This is a genomic window from Castellaniella sp., assembly GCF_049650445.1.
In the GTDB taxonomy this organism is placed as follows: domain Bacteria; phylum Pseudomonadota; class Gammaproteobacteria; order Burkholderiales; family Burkholderiaceae_B; genus Castellaniella.
Genome location: NZ_JBASAD010000037.1, coordinates 70,443 through 90,656, shown reverse-complemented (window position 1 = coordinate 90,656; position 20,214 = coordinate 70,443). Strand labels below are relative to the sequence as shown.

Annotated in this window: 15 protein-coding genes; 10 read left to right on the top strand and 5 right to left on the bottom strand. The window is 64.7% G+C overall.

The annotated features are described in order from the left end of the window. Window positions 1–17: 17 nt before the first annotated feature. The 5 genes from tkt (at window position 18) to WA983_RS13405 (ending at window position 6,318) form a co-directional block, all read left to right on the top strand. A complete protein-coding gene (gene tkt, locus WA983_RS13425) occupies window positions 18–2,063 on the top strand; it encodes a transketolase (RefSeq protein WP_424252226.1) in 2,046 nt (681 codons plus the stop codon). Window positions 2,064–2,078: 15 nt separating this feature from the next. Next, complete coding sequence (gap, locus tag WA983_RS13420; RefSeq protein ID WP_424312181.1) at window positions 2,079–3,089, top strand: type I glyceraldehyde-3-phosphate dehydrogenase; 1,011 nt, start codon at window positions 2,079–2,081, stop codon at window positions 3,087–3,089. 121 nt (window positions 3,090–3,210) lie between these two features. Next, complete coding sequence (locus tag WA983_RS13415; RefSeq protein ID WP_424312180.1) at window positions 3,211–4,398, top strand: phosphoglycerate kinase; 1,188 nt, start codon at window positions 3,211–3,213, stop codon at window positions 4,396–4,398. A gap of 91 nt (window positions 4,399–4,489) precedes the next feature. Beyond that, on the top strand, window positions 4,490–5,290 hold the full coding sequence (locus WA983_RS13410; protein WP_424312179.1) for a DUF4377 domain-containing protein: 801 nt from the start codon (window positions 4,490–4,492) through the stop codon (window positions 5,288–5,290). A gap of 188 nt (window positions 5,291–5,478) precedes the next feature. Then, a complete protein-coding gene (locus tag WA983_RS13405; protein WP_424252433.1) occupies window positions 5,479–6,318 on the top strand; it encodes a bifunctional allantoicase/(S)-ureidoglycine aminohydrolase in 840 nt (279 codons plus the stop codon). Between the two features lie 85 nt (window positions 6,319–6,403). Here the strand turns inward: WA983_RS13405 and WA983_RS13400 are convergent, their stop codons facing one another. Both WA983_RS13400 and WA983_RS13395 read right to left on the bottom strand, forming a co-directional pair. After that, window positions 6,404–7,291, bottom strand: a complete 888-nt coding sequence (locus WA983_RS13400; RefSeq protein WP_424252447.1) for a LysR substrate-binding domain-containing protein — start codon at window positions 7,289–7,291, stop codon at window positions 6,404–6,406. A gap of 62 nt (window positions 7,292–7,353) precedes the next feature. Next, window positions 7,354–9,672, bottom strand: a complete 2,319-nt coding sequence (locus WA983_RS13395; RefSeq protein WP_424312178.1) for a heavy metal translocating P-type ATPase — start codon at window positions 9,670–9,672, stop codon at window positions 7,354–7,356. Between the two features lie 90 nt (window positions 9,673–9,762). On the opposite strand from WA983_RS13395, the gene cadR reads away from it, so the two are divergent. Then, a complete protein-coding gene (gene cadR, locus WA983_RS13390; RefSeq protein WP_424252437.1) occupies window positions 9,763–10,194 on the top strand; it encodes a Cd(II)/Pb(II)-responsive transcriptional regulator in 432 nt (143 codons plus the stop codon). 21 nt (window positions 10,195–10,215) lie between these two features. Here the strand turns inward: cadR and WA983_RS13385 are convergent, their stop codons facing one another. Next, on the bottom strand, window positions 10,216–11,109 hold the full coding sequence (locus WA983_RS13385) for a cation diffusion facilitator family transporter (protein WP_424252439.1): 894 nt from the start codon (window positions 11,107–11,109) through the stop codon (window positions 10,216–10,218). Between the two features lie 80 nt (window positions 11,110–11,189). On the opposite strand from WA983_RS13385, the gene kch reads away from it, so the two are divergent. Further along, entirely contained in the window at window positions 11,190–12,401 is a 1,212-nt protein-coding gene (kch, locus tag WA983_RS13380) for a voltage-gated potassium channel protein (protein WP_424252441.1), read from the top strand. A 31-nt stretch (window positions 12,402–12,432) separates the two neighbouring features. Here the strand turns inward: kch and metG are convergent, their stop codons facing one another. Next, window positions 12,433–14,502 carry a methionine--tRNA ligase gene (gene metG, locus WA983_RS13375; RefSeq protein ID WP_424312177.1) on the bottom strand — a complete coding sequence of 690 codons (2,070 nt, stop codon included), beginning with the start codon at window positions 14,500–14,502 and terminating at the stop codon, window positions 12,433–12,435. Window positions 14,503–14,721: 219 nt separating this feature from the next. On the opposite strand from metG, the gene WA983_RS13370 reads away from it, so the two are divergent. The 3 genes from WA983_RS13370 to WA983_RS13360 all read left to right on the top strand — a co-directional run bounded on the left by WA983_RS13370 (window position 14,722) and on the right by WA983_RS13360 (window position 19,283). Beyond that, window positions 14,722–15,039: a DNA-binding protein gene (locus tag WA983_RS13370; RefSeq protein WP_424252449.1), complete on the top strand. Its 318-nt coding sequence runs from the start codon at window positions 14,722–14,724 to the stop codon at window positions 15,037–15,039. Window positions 15,040–15,688: 649 nt separating this feature from the next. After that, window positions 15,689–17,521, top strand: a complete 1,833-nt coding sequence (locus tag WA983_RS13365; protein WP_424252445.1) for an ATP-dependent nuclease — start codon at window positions 15,689–15,691, stop codon at window positions 17,519–17,521. A gap of 4 nt (window positions 17,522–17,525) precedes the next feature. Beyond that, window positions 17,526–19,283, top strand: coding sequence for a UvrD-helicase domain-containing protein (locus WA983_RS13360; protein WP_424312176.1), 1,758 nt, complete (start codon window positions 17,526–17,528; stop codon window positions 19,281–19,283). A 353-nt stretch (window positions 19,284–19,636) separates the two neighbouring features. Here the strand turns inward: WA983_RS13360 and WA983_RS13355 are convergent, their stop codons facing one another. Further along, window positions 19,637–20,176, bottom strand: coding sequence for a carboxymuconolactone decarboxylase family protein (locus WA983_RS13355; RefSeq protein ID WP_175189244.1), 540 nt, complete (start codon window positions 20,174–20,176; stop codon window positions 19,637–19,639). Window positions 20,177–20,214: the final 38 nt, after the last annotated feature.

Here is a 20,214-nt window from a genome sequence, read left to right as displayed (position 1 = left end):
TTGCCCCCCAAGACCCTATGAGCGCTTTGCCCGCCCCCGATCCTTCCATGGCCGATGCCATTCGCGTCCTGGCCATGGATGCCGTCCAACAAGCCAATTCCGGGCACCCCGGGGCACCCATGGGCATGGCCGACATCGCCCACGTGCTGTGGACGCGGCATCTGCGTCATAACCCGGCCGACCCCGCCTGGCTGGACCGCGACCGCTTCGTGCTGTCCAACGGCCACGGCTCGATGCTGATCTATGCGCTGCTGCATCTGTCCGGCTACGACCTGCCGATCGAAGAACTGCGCCAGTTCCGCCAACTGCATTCGCGCACTCCGGGCCACCCCGAGGTCGGCATCACGCCGGGCGTCGAGACCACCACCGGCCCGCTGGGCCAGGGGCTGGCCAACGCGGTCGGCATGGCGCTCGCCCAGTCGCTGCTGGCGGGCGAGTTCAATCGCCCCGGGCACGAACTGATCGGCCACGACACCTACGCCTTCGTCGGTGACGGCTGCCTGATGGAAGGCATCTCGCACGAGGCCTGCTCGCTGGCCGGCACGCTGGGCCTGTCGCGCCTGATCGTGTTCTACGACGACAACGGCATCTCCATCGACGGCGAAGTCCAGTCCTGGTTCGCCGACGACACGCCGGCGCGCTTCGAAGCCTATGGCTGGAACGTGCTGCGTGGTGTCGACGGCCATGACATGAACGCGATCGACGCCGCCATCGTCCAGGCTCGCGCGCACGCCGCCGCCGGCCAGGGCCCGACCCTGATCTGCTGCCGCACCGTCATCGGTCGCGGCGCCCCGACCAAGGCCGGTTCCGAAAAGGTGCATGGCGCGCCCCTGGGGGCCGAGGAAATCGCCGCTGCGCGCAAGGCCATGGGCTGGAACCATCCGCCCTTCGAGATCCCGCGCGAGGTCTACCACTACTGGGACGGCCGTACGCGCGGCGCGGACCTGCAGTCCGAATGGCAATCGCGCTTCGACCGCTACGCCGAGGCCTATCCCGAACTGGCGGCCGCGCTGTGTCGCCGCATGGCGGGCGAGCTGCCGGCCGATTTTGCCGAGCGCGCCCGGGCCTACGTCCTGTCCACCCAGGACAAGGCCGAGTCCATCGCCTCGCGCAAGGCCTCCCAGCAGGCCATCGCCGCCTTCGCGGAAATCCTGCCGGAACTGCTGGGCGGCTCGGCCGACCTGACCGGTTCCAATTTCACCGACTGGAAGGGCGTCGAGCCCGTGCGTCGCGCCGACGGGGGGCCCCGGTCCGGGCGCCACATCAATTACGGCGTGCGTGAATTCGGCATGGCCGCCATCATGAACGGCATAGCCCTGCACGGCGGCTATCTGCCCTTTGGCGGGACCTTCCTGACCTTCTCCGACTATTCCCGCAATGCCCTGCGCATGGCGGCGCTGATGAAGCAGCGCGTGGTGCACGTCTTTACCCACGATTCCATCGGCCTGGGCGAAGACGGTCCCACCCACCAGTCGATCGAGCACGCGGGCAGCCTGCGCCTGATCCCCAATCTGCACGTCTGGCGGCCCTGCGACACGACCGAAACGGCGGTTGCCTGGCAATGCGCCCTGGCGCGCCCCGCCAGCCTGGGCATGGCCGTGCACGACGGCGGGCCTTCGGCGCTGCTGCTGTCGCGCCAGAATCTGCCGTTCGTCGCCCGCGACGCCGCCACCACCGACGCGATCGCCCGGGGCGGCTACGTGTTGCGCGACATGGTGGGCGCGCGCGCCGTGCTGATCGCCACAGGTTCTGAAATCGAACTGGCCCTGCAGGCCCAGGATCGTCTGGCCGCGCGTGGCGTGGCGACCCGCGTGGTGTCCATGCCCTGCACCCAGATCTTCGATGCCCAGGACGCCGAATGGCGTGCTTCGGTGCTGCCTGCGGGCCTGCCGCGCGTGGCGGTCGAGGCCGGCGGCACGACGACCTGGTACAAATACGTGGGCACGACGGGCGCCGTCGTGGGCATTGATACTTACGGTGAGTCCGCACCCGCGGGCGAGCTGTTCAAACATTTCGGGCTGACGGCTGATCACGTGGCCGCCGCCGTCGAACAGGTTTTGTAATCAAGGAGATTCTGCATGACCATTCGCGTCGCCATCAACGGCTACGGCCGCATCGGCCGTAACATCCTGCGTGCCCACTACGAAGACGGCAAGAAGCACGACATCCAGATCGTTGCCATCAATGACCTGGGCGACCCCAAGACCAACGCCCACCTGACCCAGTACGACACGGCGCATGGCCGTTTCCCCGGCAAGGTCGAGGTCGACGGCGATTACATGGTCGTCAACGGCGACCGCATCCGCGTGCTGGCGGATCGTGATCCGGCCAAGCTGCCCTGGGGCGAGCTGGGTGTGGACGTGGTGCTGGAATGCACGGGTTTCTTCACCTCCAAGGAAAAAGCCTCGGCCCACCTGAAGGGCGGCGCCAAGAAAGTCATCATCTCCGCCCCGGGCGGCAAGGACGTGGACGCCACCATCGTCTACGGCGTCAATCACCAGGTCCTGAAGGCCACCGACACGGTGATCTCCAACGCCTCGTGCACCACCAACTGCCTGGCGCCGCTGGTCCACCCGCTGCACCAGCAACTGGGCATCGTCAACGGCCTGATGACCACGGTGCACGCCTACACCAACGACCAGGTGCTGACCGACGTCTATCACTCCGACCTGCGCCGCGCGCGTTCGGCCACGCACAGCATGATCCCCACCAAGACCGGTGCGGCTTCCGCCGTCGGCCTGGTGCTGCCCGAACTGAACGGCAAGCTCGACGGCTACGCGATCCGCGTGCCGACGATCAACGTGTCCATCGTCGACCTGTCCTTCGTGGCGGCGCGCGAGACCACGGTCGAAGAAGTCAACGGCATCCTCAAGGCCGCCGCCGAAGGCCCGCTGAAGGGCATTCTGAACTACACCACCGAACCCCTGGTGTCGGTCGACTTCAACCACGATCCGGCTTCCAGCACCGTGGACGCGGGCCTGACCAAGGTGTCCGGCAATCTGGTCAAGGTCGGCTCCTGGTACGACAACGAGTGGGGCTTCTCCAACCGCATGCTCGACACCACCGTGGCCCTGATGGCCGCCAAATAAGCATTCGGCGCACGATGACGCGGGGCGGGGCAACCCGCCCTCGTCGTATCCGGCGCATCCACGCTGGCGGACGTCCCCGCCTGTGTGCCGTCCCCGAATCGATTCCCGAGGAAATCCGTCCATGACGATACAGACTTTGACCGGCCTGGCGCAGTCCGGCGCCCTGAAGGGCAAGCGCGTTTTCATCCGCTCCGACCTGAACGTGCCCCTGGACCAGGGGCGCATCACCGAAGACACCCGCATCCGGGCCTCGGTGCCGGCGATCCAGTTGGCGCTGGACGCGGGCGCGGCCGTGATGGTGACCTCGCACCTGGGGCGTCCCAAGGAAGGCACGGTCGGTCCCGACGACACCCTGCAGCCCGTCGGCGAACGCCTGGCTGAATTGCTGGGCCGGCCGGTACGGCTGGCCGCTGACTGGGTCAACGGCGTTGCCGTGGCGCCCGGCGAGGTCGTGCTGCTGGAAAACTGCCGCTGCAATCCCGGCGAAAAGAAGAACGATCCCGAACTGGCGCGCCGCATGGCCACGCTGTGCGACGTCTACGTCAATGACGCTTTTGGCACGGCGCACCGTGCCGAGGCCACCACCGAAGGCATCGCCCGCCATGCGCCGGTGGCCTGCGCCGGCCCGCTGCTGGAAGCCGAACTGGATGCCCTGGGCCGGGCCCTGCAGTCCCCCCGCCGTCCGATGGCGGCCATCGTCGGCGGCTCGAAAGTCTCCACCAAGCTGTCCATCCTGCAGTCCCTGGCCGACAAGGTCGATCAACTGATCGTGGGCGGCGGCATCGCCAACACCTTCATGCTGGCCGCCGGCCTGCCCATCGGCAAGTCGCTGGCCGAGCCCGAGCAGGTCGATCAGGCCAAGGCCGTGATGGATGCGATGCGGGCGCGCGGCGTCGAAGTCCCCATCCCCGTGGACGTGGTGGTGGCGACGACCTTCGCCGCCGATGCGCCGGCCACCGTGAAGGACGCCGCCGACGTGGGGCCTGATGATCTGATCCTGGACATCGGCCCGCGCACCGCTGCCGCGCTGGCGGATCAATTGCGCCGCGCCGGCACCATCGTCTGGAACGGCCCGGTGGGTGTGTTTGAATTCGAAGCCTTCGCCGGCGGTACCCGGGCGATCGCCCAGGCCATCGCGGAATCCGACGGCTTTTCCATCGCCGGCGGTGGCGACACGCTGGCGGCAATCGCCAAATTCGGCATCACCGACCGGGTCGGCTATATCTCGACCGGCGGCGGCGCCTTCCTGGAGTTTCTGGAAGGCAAGACGCTGCCCGCCGTCGCCGCGCTGCAGGCGCGTGGGGCCTGATTGACCTTTTTTGACGCTTTGTCCGCGAAACGGACGCATCCCGTTGTTATCATGGGGTTTTGCTTTACTCAGTGTTTACCCTATGAAAAAGATGCTTGCCGTTTCCGTCCTGGCTCTGGCGCTCGGCGCCTGCGCCCAGGCGCCGAATGAACCCGCCGCCGCGGGACACGCCCCTGTGACGTCCAACCGTGCGACGCTCGCCCTGGACGTGGCCACTCTGTCCGCGTATGGCTGGCACCTGAGCGAGGCCGTGGACGGCCAGGGCAAGCCCGTTGCGGCCTTGCGCGCGGGGCTGGGGCAGCAGCCGTTGCGCCTGTCGTTCTCCGGCACGTCCCTGAATGTGTCGGGAGGCTGCAACGCCCAGTTCGGCGGCTATACCCTGGAAGCGGGCGCTCTGACGGTCCAGGGCCTGGCGGGCACGATGAAAGCCTGCTCTCCGGAACGGATGCGGCTGGATACCGAGATCGCCGCGCGTCTGAAGGGCCGCCTGGCTGCCGAGGTCCAGGGCGGTGCGGAGGCGCCCCGGCTGCGCCTGGCCACGGCCGGCGGGGACGTACTGGTTTTTACCGGCATGCCCACGCCCGAGACGCGCTACGGCGGCCCGGGCAAGATCGTGTTCCTTGAGATCGCACCCGAGCGCGCGGCCTGCAGCCATCCCCTGATCCCCGATCACCGGTGCCTGCGCGTGCGTGAGCGCCGCTATGACGCTTCAGGCGTGATCCAGCAGCCCGCTGCCGACTGGCAGTTGCTGTATCAGCCGATCGAGGGCTACGCGCATCGGGACGGCGAACACGCCATTGTGCGGGTCAAGCAGTACACGGACCCGCATCCTCCGGCCGATGGTTCGTCCCGGGTCTACATCCTGGATCTGGTGGTTCAGCGGGGTCGCTGATCCGCCGGGCTCACGCCACGCCGATCGCGCGGTCGGCGGTTTCCAATGTATTTAAAAAATGGATGATGTTGATTCTGATATTTAATTGGTAAATATCGTGGTCGCCCGGTATGGTGGGGTATCCGCTTGCGGATATCTCATCCACGGCCTCCGCACGGTGGCCGCAACGCACGACCCGTGGAGTTCCCATGTCCAGGACTTACTATGCGCCGCACGGCGGTCATCCCCCGCAGACCGATCTGCTGACCGACCGCGCAATGTTCACCGAAGCCTACGCCGTCATCCCGAAAGGCGTGATCCGTGACATCGTCACCAGCCACCTGCCGTTCTGGGACAACACTCGGTTGTGGGTGCTGGCGCGTCCCTTGACCGGCTTTGCCGAAACCTTCGCCCAGTACATTGTCGAAGTCGGCGCGGGCGGTGGCAGCGAGCGTCCCGAGCAGGACCCCGAGGCCGAAGGCGTGCTGTTCGTCGTCGAAGGCGAGATCGAACTGACCCTGGCCGGCGCGAAGCACGTCCTGAAGCCGGGCGGCTACGCCTTCATCCCGCCCGCCTCGGACTGGGCCCTGCGCAACCGCAGCGGCGAAGCCGCCCGTTTCCACTGGATCCGCAAGCGCTACCAGGTGGTGGACGGCGTGCCTCATCCGGAAGCCTTCGTCACCAACGAGCAGGATATCGAGCCCATCGCCATGCCGGGCACCGAGGGTCGCTGGGTCACCACGCGTTTCGTGGACATGGCCGACATGCGCCATGACATGCACGTCAACATCGTCACCTTCCAACCCGGCGGCATCATTCCGTTCGCCGAGACGCATGTGATGGAGCACGGTCTGTACGTGCTGGAAGGCCAGGCGGTCTACCGGCTGAACCAGGACTGGGTCGAAGTCCAGGCGGGTGACTTCATGTGGCTGCGCGCGTTCTGCCCGCAGGCTTGCTATGCCGGCGGTCCGGCGCCTTTCCGCTATCTGCTGTACAAGGACGTCAACCGCCATGCGCCCCTGACCCTGGGTGATCTGGGCCGGCGCTGATCGGGCTCAGGACAGTCCGCGGTGGACTGTCCTGTGTCCCTCCTTGTCCACCTCGTGCCTTGCAAGGCACTCGGATTCGTCTGGCTCAGGACAGTCCGCAGTGGACTGTCCTGTGTCCCTCCTCATCCAGCATGCCGGCCAGGGCCTGCGCCAGCGCCTGGACGGTGGCGTCCGCCGTGGGGCGGTGCACGAGGCTGATCTCGTAGTCATCGACGGTCGGCAGGCCCTCGCGGGGACCGAGGAGGGCGTGGTCCGGTGTCACGGTCCGCAAGGGCAGCAGGCTGATGCCCAGGCCGGCGGCCACCGCGTGCTGGATGCCGTTCAGGCTGGAGCAGGTGTAGGCGATGCGCCAGTTCCGGCCCATGGCTTCAAGGGCGCGGATGATGTCCTCACGGTACAGGCCCCGAGGGGGGAAGGTCACCAGGGGCACCGGATCGGTCTGGAAGCAGGGGTGACGCGCGCTGTCGATCCAGGCCAGGGTCTCCGGCCGGCTGGCGACGGCCGAGCGGTTGTGGCCGCGCTGCTTGGTCAGGACCAGGTCCAGTTCGCCCCGGTCGTAGCTGGCGATCAGTCCGGAACACAGGCCGCTGGTGATTTCCAGCTTGAGCTGGGGATGGCGCCGGCTGAAGTCCGCCATGAGCTGCGTGGTGCGGCTGGCGACGAAGTCCTCGGGCACGCCCAGCCGCACGGTGACGCCGACGGTGGCGCCGGCCATCACGTCCAGGATCTGGTCGTTCAGCGCCAGCAGGTGGCGGGCGTGGCCGAGCAGCGCCTGGCCGGCGTCGGTCGGCAGGATTTCGCGGCCGCTGCGGTCCAGCAGGCGGTGGCCGACCAGGTCCTCCAGCCGGCGGATTTTCTGGCTGACGGTGGACTGAGTGGAGTGCAGGCGGGCTGCTGCTGCGGTGAAGCCGCCGCAGTCCACCACGGCGACCATCGCCTTCAGCAGATCCGGATCGAGCAGCGGCCGGTTCAGTCCCTTGGGTTTCGTGCTGGATTCCATGTCGCCATCCGTGTCATGGAGCGATTATCCCGCATTCATCGCCTCAACAAGCGCAGGCCGTTGCCCACCACCAGCAGGCTGGCGCCCACGTCGGCGAACACCGCCATCCACAGGGTGCCCAGGCCGACGACCGTCAGGATCAGGAACACGGCCTTGATGCCCAGGGCGATGACGATGTTCTGCACCAGAATCCGATGGGTGTCGCGCGACAGCCGGATGAACCAGGGGATCTTGCGCAGATCGTCGTCCATCAGGGCGACATCGGCAGTCTCGATCGCGGCGTCCGTGCCCATCGCGCCCATGGCGAAGCCGACGTCGGCGCGCGCCAGGGCGGGCGCGTCGTTGATGCCGTCGCCCACCATGCCCACGGCCGTGCCCGGCACGGCCAGGCCGCCGACGATCCGCAGCTTGTCCTCGGGCAGCAGGTTGCCTTCGGCGCGGTCGATGCCGACCTGGGCCGCGATGGCGGCGACGGTGTGGGGATTGTCGCCCGACAGCATGGCGGTGCGTACGCCCAGCGCGTGCAGTTCCTGGATTGCGGCGGCGCTGTCGGGCTTGACCGTGTCGGCGACGGCGTAGAGCGCCAGGGCGCGGTGCTCATCGGCCAGTAGAACGACGGTCTTGCCCTGACGTTCCAGCGTTTCCAGGCGTGCTTCCAGCTCGGGCGAGCACAAGCCGCGTTCGTGGATCAGCCGGTGGTTGCCCAGGACGTGCGGGCGGCCGTCCACGAGGCCGCGGGTGCCGCGTCCGGCCAGGGCCTCGAAGTCCTCGACGGGCAGGGCGGGGCCGGCGTCCAGCCCCTGCGCCACGGCCCGGGAGACCGGGTGGTCGGAGCGGGTCGCCAGGGCGGCGGTCAGGGCGTGGCTGCGCGCGGGGTCGGCCATGTCCAGCGCCACCACGTCGGTCAGCGCAGGCCGGCCGTGCGTGACGGTGCCGGTCTTGTCCAGCGCGATCCAGCGCAGCAGGCGGCCCTGTTCCAGGTGGACGCCGCCCTTGACCAGGACGCCGTGGCGGGCTGCGGCTGCCAGGCCGCTGACGATGGACACCGGCGTCGAGATCACCAGGGCGCAGGGGCAGGCGATCACCAGCAGGACCAGCGCCTTGTAGATCCATTCGTACCAGCCGCCCAGGCCCAGCAGGGGCGGCAGGATGGCAATGGCCACGGCCAGCAGCACCACCAGCGGGGTGTAGACGCGGGCGAAGCGGTCCACGAAACGCTGCGTGGGCGCACGCGCCGATTGTGCCGATTCGATGGCCCGGATGATGCGCGCCAGGGTCGATTCACCGGCGGCCGCCAAAACGCGGTAGTGCAGTTCGCCGGTGCCGTTGATGGTGCCGGCGTAGACCGGGTCGCCGACCGCCTTGTCCACGGGCAGGCTTTCACCGGTGATGGGGGACTGGTCCACGGCCGAACGTCCCGATTCGATCTGCCCGTCCAGGGCAATGCGCTCGCCCGGGCGGGTCCGCACCAGATCCCCCGGAGACACGTTCCGCGCGGGGATGTCGCGCCAGCCGCCATCGGCCTGACGGACGGACGCCTGATCCGGGGCGAGTTGCATCAGGCCCTGCACGGCGCGGCGCGCGCGATCCAGCGAGCGCGCCTCGATGCGTTCGGCCAGGGTGAACAGCACCATCACCATGGCGGCCTCGGCCCATTGGCCCAGGATCAGGGCGCCCGTGACGGCGATGCTCATCAGCGCGTTGATGTTCAATTGGCCGTGGCGCAGCGCAGTCCAGCCCTTGCGGTAGGTGCCCAGGCCGCAGCTCGCGATGGCCAGCAGCGCCAGAACTGCCGGGACGGCCCAGGGGGCCTCAAACCAGTGAGCGGCCTCGGCCGCCAGGGCGGCAACGCCCGAGGCCGCCAGCGGCCACCAGGACTGGGGCGTCTCGGTCACCGGGTCGGATGATGCACCGGCCTCGCCGGCCTGTTCGGGCGTGAAGCCCAGCGCGCGAATCGCCTGCAGGATGGTGTCCAGCGCATCGGGGGCGTGGACGACGGTCAGCACGCGGCGCATCAGGTTGAAGTCCAGCGAGCGCACGGCGGGCAGGGCGCCCAGGGACTGGCGGATCAGCGCTTCTTCAGTGGGGCAGTCCATCTGCAGGATGCGCAGTTCGGTGCGCAGGTCGTCGCCCTGCGCGGCGGCGGGCGCCAGGGGGATGGCGTCCGCATGCTGCCCGCCGTGCGTGTGGGCGTGGCTGATGCCGTGACCGTGACAGCAGCCTGCGTCCGGCGCCTGGGCGCGCACATGACCGTGATCGTGGTCATGATTGGGGGCGTGCTCATGATCGTGAGAGCGTCCATGCCCAGGGTCGGCGGCGTGCCCGCAGGCGTCGATAGGGTGGTCGTGCGACATGACAGATTCCTGTGCTGCGATCTATGATGGCAGTACACACCTTGTAGTCACTACAAGGTCAAGCATTCGGAGCATTCCAGGAGTATCTACATGAAAATCGGCGAACTGGCCGGCGCCGCCCGGTGTTCCACCGAGACCATCCGTTTCTACGAGAAGGCGGGTCTGCTGCCTGCGCCCGCCCGCAGCGGGGGCAACTACCGGCAGTACGGTCCGGCGCATCTGGAACGCCTGCGCTTCATCCGCAACTGCCGGGGGCTGGACATGGCTCACGACGAGATTCGCGCGCTGCTGGGCATGATCGACCATCCCGCCCGCGACTGCGGCACGATCAATCATCTGCTGGACGAACACATCGAGCACGTGGACGTGCGCCTGCGCGAACTGCAGGACCTGCAGCGGCAACTGGTCGGATTGCGGGAACAATGCCGTGCCGAGCAGCCGGTCGATGCCTGCGGCATCGTGCAGGGGCTGGCGCGCATGGACACGGCGGACGGGCCTGCGCGCAATACGCATATCGGCTGACGGGCCGAATGCCGACCCGTCTCAGACCGGGTCGAAGTGCGTCATGACGTCCAGCACCGGCAGGTCGGCCATGACGCGTTTGCGGGCCTCGACGGCGATGGCGTGGCCGGCCTCGATCGTCAGTTGGCCGTCCATTTCGATGTCGACCTCGACCCAGATCATGTCGCCCATCTTGCGGGTGCGCAGGTCGTGGATGCCGCGCACGCCGGACGTGCCCAGGATGCGTTCGCGGATGGCGCGTTCCGTGTCGTCGTCAGCCGCACGGTCCACCAGATCGTTGAAGGACTGCCAGGAGAATTTCCAGCCCATGCGGGCGATCATCAGCCCCACCACCAGGGCGGCCAGGGGATCGGCCAGGGGCAGGCCCGCCAGATTGGCGCCCACCCCTAGCGCCACCACCAGGGACGAGGCCGCGTCCGAACGGGCGTGCCAGGCGTTGGCCACCAGCAGGGTGGAACGCACGCGGTGCGCGACCCGCAGCAGGTAGCGGAACAGTCCTTCCTTGGCCAGCAGCGCCAGCAGCGCCGTGTAGAGCGCGGCGGCATGGACGGTGGGAATCAGATCCGGATTCTGCAGGCGCTGAAAACTGCCCCACAGCATGCCCAGGCCGACCAGGATCAGGATCACGCCGATCGCCAGGGTGGCGGCCGTTTCGAAGCGCAGGTGCCCGTAGGGGTGCGCGGCGTCAGGCGCCTTGGCGCCGTGCTTGTTGGCCACCAGCACGATGCCGTCGGAGACCAGATCGGACAGGGAGTGGATCGCGTCGGCGACCAGGGCCTGCGAATGGGCGAACAGGCCGACGACCAACTGGACGGCCGTCAACGCCAGATTGACCCAGACGCTGACCCAGGTGCTGCGCCGGGCGGCTGTCTGGCGCTCCGGCGTCTCGATGCGGGGATTGGAAACAGGCTGCATGCCTGGGAGTATACGGGCGGTGCTGGAAAAGGTGTGCAGTACACTGGGATCTCAATCAGCCCTATGGGGTCGCGGTCCGCATGCGGCTTTCTCTTCATCCGGCCCTGGCGCGCGCCGCGCGCCTGATGCACCGGTTTCCCTGGCACTGGCTGGTCGCCGCGCTGGTCGCGTTCGATGGCTATCTGTTCCTGCAGCCGTTCTGGAGCGCCATCGGTCCGCAGGGGGTCCTCCAGGCCTTGCAGGTGCGCGATGGTGCCGGCGTGACCGCTTTCCTCGATTCGGGCGGCATCGCCCAGATGGCGCGGCTGATGCTGGGTATCGGGGTACAGGTGATGGCGGTCGGTCTCCTGTACCGGGCGCGGATCGCCTGGGCCATGAGCCTGCTCCTGCTGGCCCTGGTGGGCAGCTATTCCTTGTGGCATGGCCAGGGCCACGCCGGCCTGGCGGTCTATACCGTCGTGCTGGTGGCGGCGCTGGTCGCTTATTGGCGGTATTTCGATCGGGCCAGCCTGGCGGCGGGCAGCCTGTTCACGGTGTTGAGTGTCGCCAGCCTGCTGATCTACGCCGTGTTCGGCGTCCTGTATCTGGGCGACGAGTTTGCGCCGCCGGTGCATGACCCGGTGACCGCACTGTATTTTTCCATCGTCTCCATGTCGACGGTCGGCTATGGGGACATCAGCCCGCAGACCGATGCGGCGCGGCTGTTCACGATTTCGATCATCATTCTGGGGATCACGGTCTTCGCCACGTCCATCAGCGCCGTGGTCGGGCCTTTGATCGGGGGCAACATCCGGCGGCTGGTGCGCGGAAGGGTTTCACACAGCATGCGTAAAAATCACATCATTCTGGCCGGGGTCAGCCCTTTGGCCCAAAGCCTGTACGCCGCCTTGCGCCAACGCGGCCACGAGGTGACGGTGATCGTGCCGTCCATGGACGGCCATCCGTATCCTGAGGATGCCGATCTTCTGGAGGGCGACGCCTCGGAGACTGCCGTCCTGCTGCAGGCAGGCGCTGCCCGGGCCCGCTACATCCTGGCGCTGCGTCAGGATGACTCGGAAAACGCCTTCATCGTCATGGCGGGCCGCGAAGCAGGGGGCACCGACACCCGGCTGGTCGCCCTGGCGAATTCGCCGCAGCACCTGAGCAAGATCCGCCGCGTCAATCCCGACATCGTGATTTCCCTGCAGGCGCTTGGCAGCGAGATCCTGGCGCGCACGCTGAGCGGCGAAGCCATCGACGAGGCCCTGATCACCCGCCTGCTGTTTGGCGAGAAGACGCCCGATCCGGCCTGAGCGGATCGGGGTTGGCCGGGGCCGACAGGCCTTAGTGGATGCGCATGCCCGGCTGGGCGCCCGGCCAGGGTTCCAGGACGTAGATCCCGGCATCCACGCCTTCGTCCGCGTGGCTGGCGGCCAGCACCATGCCCTCGGACACCCCGAAGCGCATCTTGCGCGGCGCCAGATTGGCCACCAGCACGGTCAGCTTGCCGGTCAGGTCGTCCGGCTTGTAGGCCGACTTGATGCCGGAGAACACCTGCCGCAGACGGCCTTCGCCCACGTCCAGGGACAGGCGCAGCAGCTTGTCGGAGCCGTCGACTTCCGTGCATTCGACGATGCGCGCGATGCGCAGGTCGATGCGGCCGAAATCCTTGATGTCGATCGTCTCGGCGATGGGTTCGCCGCCCGGGATCGTGGCCGGGGCCTGGGGCGGTTCGAACAGATCGTCGAGCAGCGCCGGATCGACGCGCTGCATCAGGTGCTTGAACGCGGCGATGCGCGTGGGCAGCTCGCCCGCGTCGGTCCAGGCATAGGTCCGGTCGCGGCCGAACAGTTCGCGGGCGACGCGCTCGGTCAGCGCCGGCAGCACCGGCGTCAGCATCACCGACAGCGCCTGGAAGCCGGCCAGGGCGCGTGAGCAGATGTCCTGCAGCGCGGACTGTTGCGCCGGTTCGGCCTGGGCGAAGCCCTTGGCCAGCACCCAGGGCTGGGCCGCGTCGAAAGCCTGGTTGATCTTGTCGGCCTGGGCCATGATGCGGCGGATGGCGCGACCGTATTCGCGCGCCTCGAAATCGGCCCGCACCTGTTCGGCGCAGTCGCGCAGTTCGGCCTGCAGCGCATCGGTGTCGCCGGCATAGGCCAGGGCACCATCGAAGTGGCGGGTGATGAAGGTCGCCGCCCGGCTGGCGATGTTCACGTACTTGCCGATCAGGTCGCTGTTGACGCGCGCGACGAAATCATCCGGGTTGAAGTCCAGATCCTCGACGTGGGCGTTGAGCTTGGCGGCGATGTAGTAGCGCAGCCATTCGGCGTCCATGCCGATGTCCAGGTAGCGCAGCGGAGAAATCCCCGTGCCCCGGCTCTTGGACATCTTTTCGCCGCTGACGGTGATGAAGCCGTGCACGTGCAGCATGTCGGGGATCTTGCGGCCGGAGAACTTCAGCATCGCGGGCCAGAACAGGGCGTGGAAATAGACGATGTCCTTGCCGATGAAGTGCACCTGCTCGGTGTCGCCGTCCGGTGCCAGCAGGGCGTCGAAATCCAGGCCGCTCTTGCGGCAGTAGGCCTTCAGCGAGGCCAGGTAGCCGACCGGCGCGTCCAGCCAGACGTAGAAATATTTGCCCGGCGCGTCGGGGATGGGAATGCCGAAATAGGGCTCGTCGCGGGAAATGTCCCAGTCGGCCAGATTGGCCTCGGCGCCTTGTTCCGTGCCCAGCCATTCGCGTGTCTTGGCGAGAACTTCGGACTGCAGCCGGGCAGTGCCGTCGGCGCGCGTCCCCGTGGTCCATTCCTGCAGGAAGGCCACGCAGCGCGGGTCCGACAGGCGGAAGAAGAAGTGTTCGGAACTGCGCAGCACCGGCCGCGCCTTGGTCAGGGTGGAATAGGGCTCGATCAGCTCGGTCGGGCTGTAGACCGCGCCGCAGACCTCGCAGGAATCGCCGTACTGGTCCTTGGCGTGGCAGCGCGGGCACTCGCCCTTGATGTAGCGGTCCGGCAGGAACATGCCCTTGACCGGATCGTAGAACTGCTCGATCTCGCGGCTGTCGATGAAGCCGGCGGCCTTCAATGCACGGTAGATGTCCTGGGACAGCTCGATGTTTTCCGGCGTGTCGGTGCTGTGCCAGTGGTCGAAACGGATGTGAAAGCCATCCAGATATTTCGGCCGTTCAGCCGCGTAGCGGCCCACCAGCGCCTGGGGCGTGATGCCTTCGGCCTGGGCCTTGAGCATGATCGGCGCACCGTGCGCGTCGTCCGCCCCCACGAAGTGCACGGTGTGACCCGCCATCCGCATGGCGCGCACCCAGGTATCCGCCTGGATGTATTCCATGATGTGGCCAATGTGGAAGGAACCGTTGGCGTAGGGCAGGGCAGTGGTGACGAAGATCGTGCGCGACATGGGGTGGGGAGCAGGGAAAAAGGCAAAGGATTGATTCTATCAGGCGGGGGTGGGGGTGGGCGGTTGCGACGTGCCGGGGCTTGATGACGTGCTGGGGTCTGATCCTATTGATTTTTATTCGTCAATAAACGAATATCACTTCATATCGGGTTGAACGCTACTGCGTCGACATCAGCCGGGTTTTAGTTTTCCGGCAGGGCAGGCAAGGGATAAATGATGCTGCGAAGCAGAGCACATGACGAAGCGATGGCCGAGTTGTATCGCGATGATCCGACGCTGGCCTTGGACGTGATCAACGGCATTCTGGAGGATGGTGATCAGGCGGAATTGCTGACCGTGCTGCGTCAGCTTACGCAGGCGTTTGGCGGTGTGCAGGAGGTGGCAGAGCAGGCGCATTTGAATCCGACGCAACTTTATCGGACGTTGTCTCCGGAAGGGAATCCTGCGTTGAGTAGTTTGACGGCGATTTTGAAGGCGATGGGGTTGCGGTTGGCTGTGAGGTCGGTGGGGGTTGCTGAGTCTGTGCGTGGGGGATGACTTGAATCGGCCAGAAGCGGTCGTTGATCGTCATGAGCGTCAGTTTGCGGCCCGGAGCGGCCATCACAAGTGCATCAAGCGATGGCCGTTGTAGGCTGCTTGAGGACATCCCTCGGCATCGCACGTGCGCCTTTGGCGCGCCCCAAAGCCGCCGTTGATGACGCCCAAACCCCAAGGGCCGGGATGGATTGTTCGCCTAGCTGCACTCAGAGCGGCCATCGGCAAGCCCAAGGATCTTCTTGTTGGACGGGAAATCCTGCCCCGCACTCGAGCGCTTGTCGAAAACCAGAGAAGTTGACCTTCGCAATAGTCGCGACCTTGGCTTAACTCAAAATAAGCATTGGTATCGGCTATCATGTTACAAAATGCAAATGCAAATGCACGTGTATGTCTTATGTAGAGACGGAGTAAAGATTCCCAGCGCCTACGCCGGCGTGTTGTACGAGCAATTCGATGACAGAGGGGCTTATGGCGGATCAGGCTCGCGCTAGAACTGAAGGCTGCGGGCCGTGGTGTGGACTTGAACAAAGCAATTTAGGCCAAGCGAAGGGCATAAGAAAAGACGTCCGTCGCTGTGCTGTTGCTGCGACGAGTGTTCCACAGCGCGCGCCAGCAGCCCTGCACTCACACGAAAAAAGGAGGAGGTCAAGTGAAGGTAGTCAGACTGAAGGTCAATAACTTTCGCAGCATCAAGACGGCGGAACTGGACTTCGACGGGCACAGCCTCATAGTCGGTCCGAACAACGTCGGCAAGAGCACTGTCTGCGAAGCGTTAGACCTCGTTCTTGGACCCGATCGAATTTCCAGGTTTCCTCCGGTCGAGGAATTCGACTTCCACAACGCTGAGTACTTAGTCCCGCCTGCCGACGAAGGAGGCGAGATGACCATCGTGCCCATCCGCATTGAGGTAGTGCTGATAGACATCAATGCGGATGTCGAAAACCGCTGTGGTCAGCACCTCGAGTTCTGGAATACCGCCGAGAGGAGGCTTCTCGAACCGGGAGAAGTTGACCAAGCGAACCCTCCCTTGGTCGTGACCTGTCTTCGTCTGGAGACTCAGGCGAAGTACAACCCTGAGGAGGACGAGTTCGAAGCCCAAACGTATTACTCACGCAGTCCAGGGGCTGAGCCAGGAGAATTGGACCGGGTCAGCAAAGATGTGAAGCGCATGTTTGGCTTCCTCTACCTGAGGGCGGTTCGTACTGGTTCGCGCGCTTTAAGCCTGGAGCGTGGGTCGCTGCTCGATGTCATCCTGCGGCTCCGTGGGCTGCGCGCCGGCCTGTGGGAGAAAGCCATAGGCCGATTGCGTGATCTCGACATAGAGAAAGACGCAACGCACCTCGATCCAGTTCTGCAATCGATCGAAGCACGGCTCGGGAAGTACATCTCCTCTGAGGTGCTAGGGAGAACGACCAAGCTGCACGTCTCCCAATTGACGCGCGAGCATTTGAGGAAAACAATGGCGTTCTTCTTGGCAATGTCCAATGATCAGACGCCAGTCCCGTTCCAGCAGGTAGGAACTGGGACACTCAACGTGCTCGTGTTGGCACTTCTATCCTTTATTGCCGAGCTCAAACCGGACTGCGTCATCTTCGCAATGGAAGAGCCGGAGATCGCAGTGCCGCCTCACACGCAGAGACGAATTGCCGACTACCTATTGGGCAGTACAACTCAAGCCTTTGTGACCTCGCATTCGCCTTTCGTCATCGAACGGTTCGAACCCGAGCAAACACTGCTGCTCTCTCGGGGCCCTGAGTCGAGCATCACTGCGAGGAAGGTGTCAGATGCTGGGGGAAGCCTCAAAGGTAACGACTTCAAGCGCTACGCTAGACGCGGTTTGACCGAATGTATGTTGGGCCGCGGCGCAATCGTCGTTGAAGGCCTCACAGAATTCCATGCGCTTCCGGCCGCAGCCCGGATCATGGAGGCAGACGATCCTAATCTGCAAGCGTTGGACATTGCCGGCGTTGCATTCTTCGACGCGGAGAGCGAAGGCAATATGCCTAAGTTTGGCAACTTCTTCGGAGCACTTGGCCTCAAAACTTTTTCGTTCTACGACTTCCTGGTACGACCACCGGCCAAGAAGCAGTTGCTGACCGACGCATTTGACGTCGATTGGGAGCACCCGTATGCTGGTTTTGAGGACTTGGTCGTCGCCGAGGTCTCGATTGAACGCATGTGGGCGTTTTTGGATGATCTGCGAACGACCGGCGACAACGGAAACTTTGAGATTCCAGACGTGAAGCCGTCGGATGCTGAGGTGAGGACGCTTCTGACTAAGGCGCTTCGCGGCGCAAAGGGAGCGGGCTGGGCGGCCCGTCTCTTCGAGAGTTGCAGTATCGCTGAACTACCTGCGTCAGTCACAGACTTCTTGAAAAAGGTCTATGAGGCTTTCCCCAAGCCTGCAGATGTGAGACCCGAAGACGAAGCCGCGCCCAACGTGGCTGCTGCAGATCCCCCGCTAGGCGCTGAGGGGGCATAGCGAGATGACGGCGATGCAAGTCTGTGAGCTCCGACAGCGGCTTCTCGATTGCGAAGGGCACGCCTTAGTACTTGGCGGGCCAGGAAGCGGTAAGACGACTATCGCGCTGAAGAAGGCCGTAGTTCGGATCACTCAAGGAATGTCTCCGGGGCAGTCGGTGCTCTTCCTAAGCTTTTCGAGAGCGGCTGTCGCGCGAGTTGGCGAGGCAACTCGCATGGAAGTTCCGAGGCCTCAGCGTGGAATGCTGAGCATGCAAACTTTCCACTCCTTTTTTTGGACGCTCCTTTCGGCCCATTCATACCTTCTTGGCACGCCTAAGTCGCTACGCATTTTACTTCCGGCCGATGAACAGGCTATTTATGGTGCGATCAAGAAGAAAGATCGTCATGTTGACAATCCTGCTTGGTGTGACTGGTTAGCCGAGCGGGAGCGCTTATTTCGCGAGGAGGGCCGTATCGGGTTCGAGCTCTTCGCTGCGAATGCAGCAGAACTGTTGCAGAGAAGCGGACATGTGCGGCGCCTCATCACACAACGTCACCCACTGATCATCGTGGATGAAGCCCAAGACACGGACGCGAACGCTTGGCGCTGCATTGAAATGCTTTCCGAGTTCTCACAGGTCGTATGCTTGGCGGATCTCGAGCAGCAGATATTTGACCACCTGCCCGGCGTAGGTCCTGAACGAATCGCGGCGATCAAGACGTCGCTCAAGCCTCACGAAATCGACTTAGGCGGTCAAAACCACCGCAGCAGCGGAACCGAGATCGCAGTGTTCGGTCAAGACATCTTGCTCGGAAACGTGAGAGGAGGCCCATATGTGGGGATTTCCTCCGTTGCCTACAACCCGAAGTTGCGAACCCAAAGTGCTGTGCTGCGAATGGCAATCGGGATGCTTCAACGAGAGATAAGGAAGGCAACGGGTAAGTATGGCCGCAACTTGGCTATCCTGACCCACTCAGGCGCGTCTGCAGCCAAGATTTCTGTCGCGCTGAACGCAGGGCCGAAGCCCGTCAGGCACCAACTGGCTTTCGATGAAGCCGAGGCGCTTCTATCCGCCCGATTCGCCGCGTTTCTTCTCGAGCCCAAGAGCGCGGGCGAACGCATTTCTGATCTCGCTACTGCGCTGGATCTGCTCGCCGCCTCAAAACAGGCCTCGGGCTTGGCAGCTGCGAAGCAGTGGAGGCTTTGGGCGCTGAAATGCAGGGAAGGCAAGATTCCCAAAGCCCAGTTCGTTAAGGCTGTGCTGAGTGTGATGGACCAACTCGCCGGTGAGATCTTTACGGGCGACCCGGCCAAAGACTGGAACCGAATCAAACGTGCGTTGAGAGCCACTGGGGATGGCGACCTTGTTGATGTAGCCAAGAATCTGGACTATCTGGTTGCCTTCAACCGGGGCAAGCGGATCGGCGGGGGGCTGGGCGCCACCTGGGTCCGTGATGGGCAGTACACGGCAGCTCGCACCGTTCTTGATCTAGCGCTCGCTCAAGATCAAATACTTGGCGGGGTGGACGACCCACCAGGGATTAAGGTGATGACCATTCACAAGTCGAAGGGAAAACAGTTCGATGGAGTGATCGTCGTTCGCGAAGGACGTCATGATGGTATCCAGATGGTCTCGTCTTTCGTCTGGTGGGGTGACTCTGTGCCCTATCACCGGAGCCGCAAGATTCTGCGCGTAGCAATTACGAGAGCGAAGGCGCATACTCTGATGCTTGGTCCGATTTTTCCGGCATGTCCTATCCTTGGCGTGCACACCCTATAGCAGAGACAACTTGCACGGCGCTCCCGCGCCTGTTCTTGAGTGCAGTGCCTATTGCGCATCCGCCGCATCATCACCATTCGGTGACTGAAAACAACGCTCGTCGGAGAAAAATTTTCGATCGGCCTCCCTTACGTCTCTTGGGTGCGAGGAACTGCTATTGGTCCCGATTCTGCCTGTGACATGGGCGCCGGCCCCCCCCACTGCAGCCACCTGTGCACGAACGTCGATCGGCAGCAACCGCTGCATTTGCAGCCTATCAAACTGTCTAGACCTACGGCCGTGATGGGTCGGGAACGATCATCGACCCGACCCGACCGCCCCTCCTTACTGCTCCCCTTCCCCCGTCACTCCCATTACTTCAGTTCTGGAAATTCCACCACGGTGTCATTCGCACGATTGAACACGTTCGTAAACGTGATGACGGCGATGGCCAATGCGATATCCACGACGGCCTCGTCCGGATAACCCGCCGCGCGCAAGGCCATGAATTGCTCGGCGTCGAGGGTGCCTCGGCCTTCTTGAAGGTGCCGGACAAATTGGATCAGCGCATCGCGCTTTGCATCGCCGGTCGGCTGCAGCGCCCTGATGGCGCGCACGGTGTCCACGGGCAGGCCGGATGCCTTGCCCGCCAAGCTGTGTGCAGCGACGCAGTAGTCACAACCGGCAATCGCGCTCACCACCAACTTGATGGTTTCGCGGTCCTGCGCGGACAGGACGCCTTGCGCCAGCACCGCGTCGGCGGACAGCATCGCCTTAAGTGCGGGCGTATTCAAGGCGCCAATGGCCGCATAGGCGTTGGGGACCATGCCCACCGCTTTGCGGATAGCGGCGAAAACGTCGGCGGTTTCGCCGGAGGCGCTAGCGGCGGCGGGCGTGTTGATACGGGAAGTCATTTTCTTGGTTCCTTTCAAAGTGGTGTTGCTGAAAACCG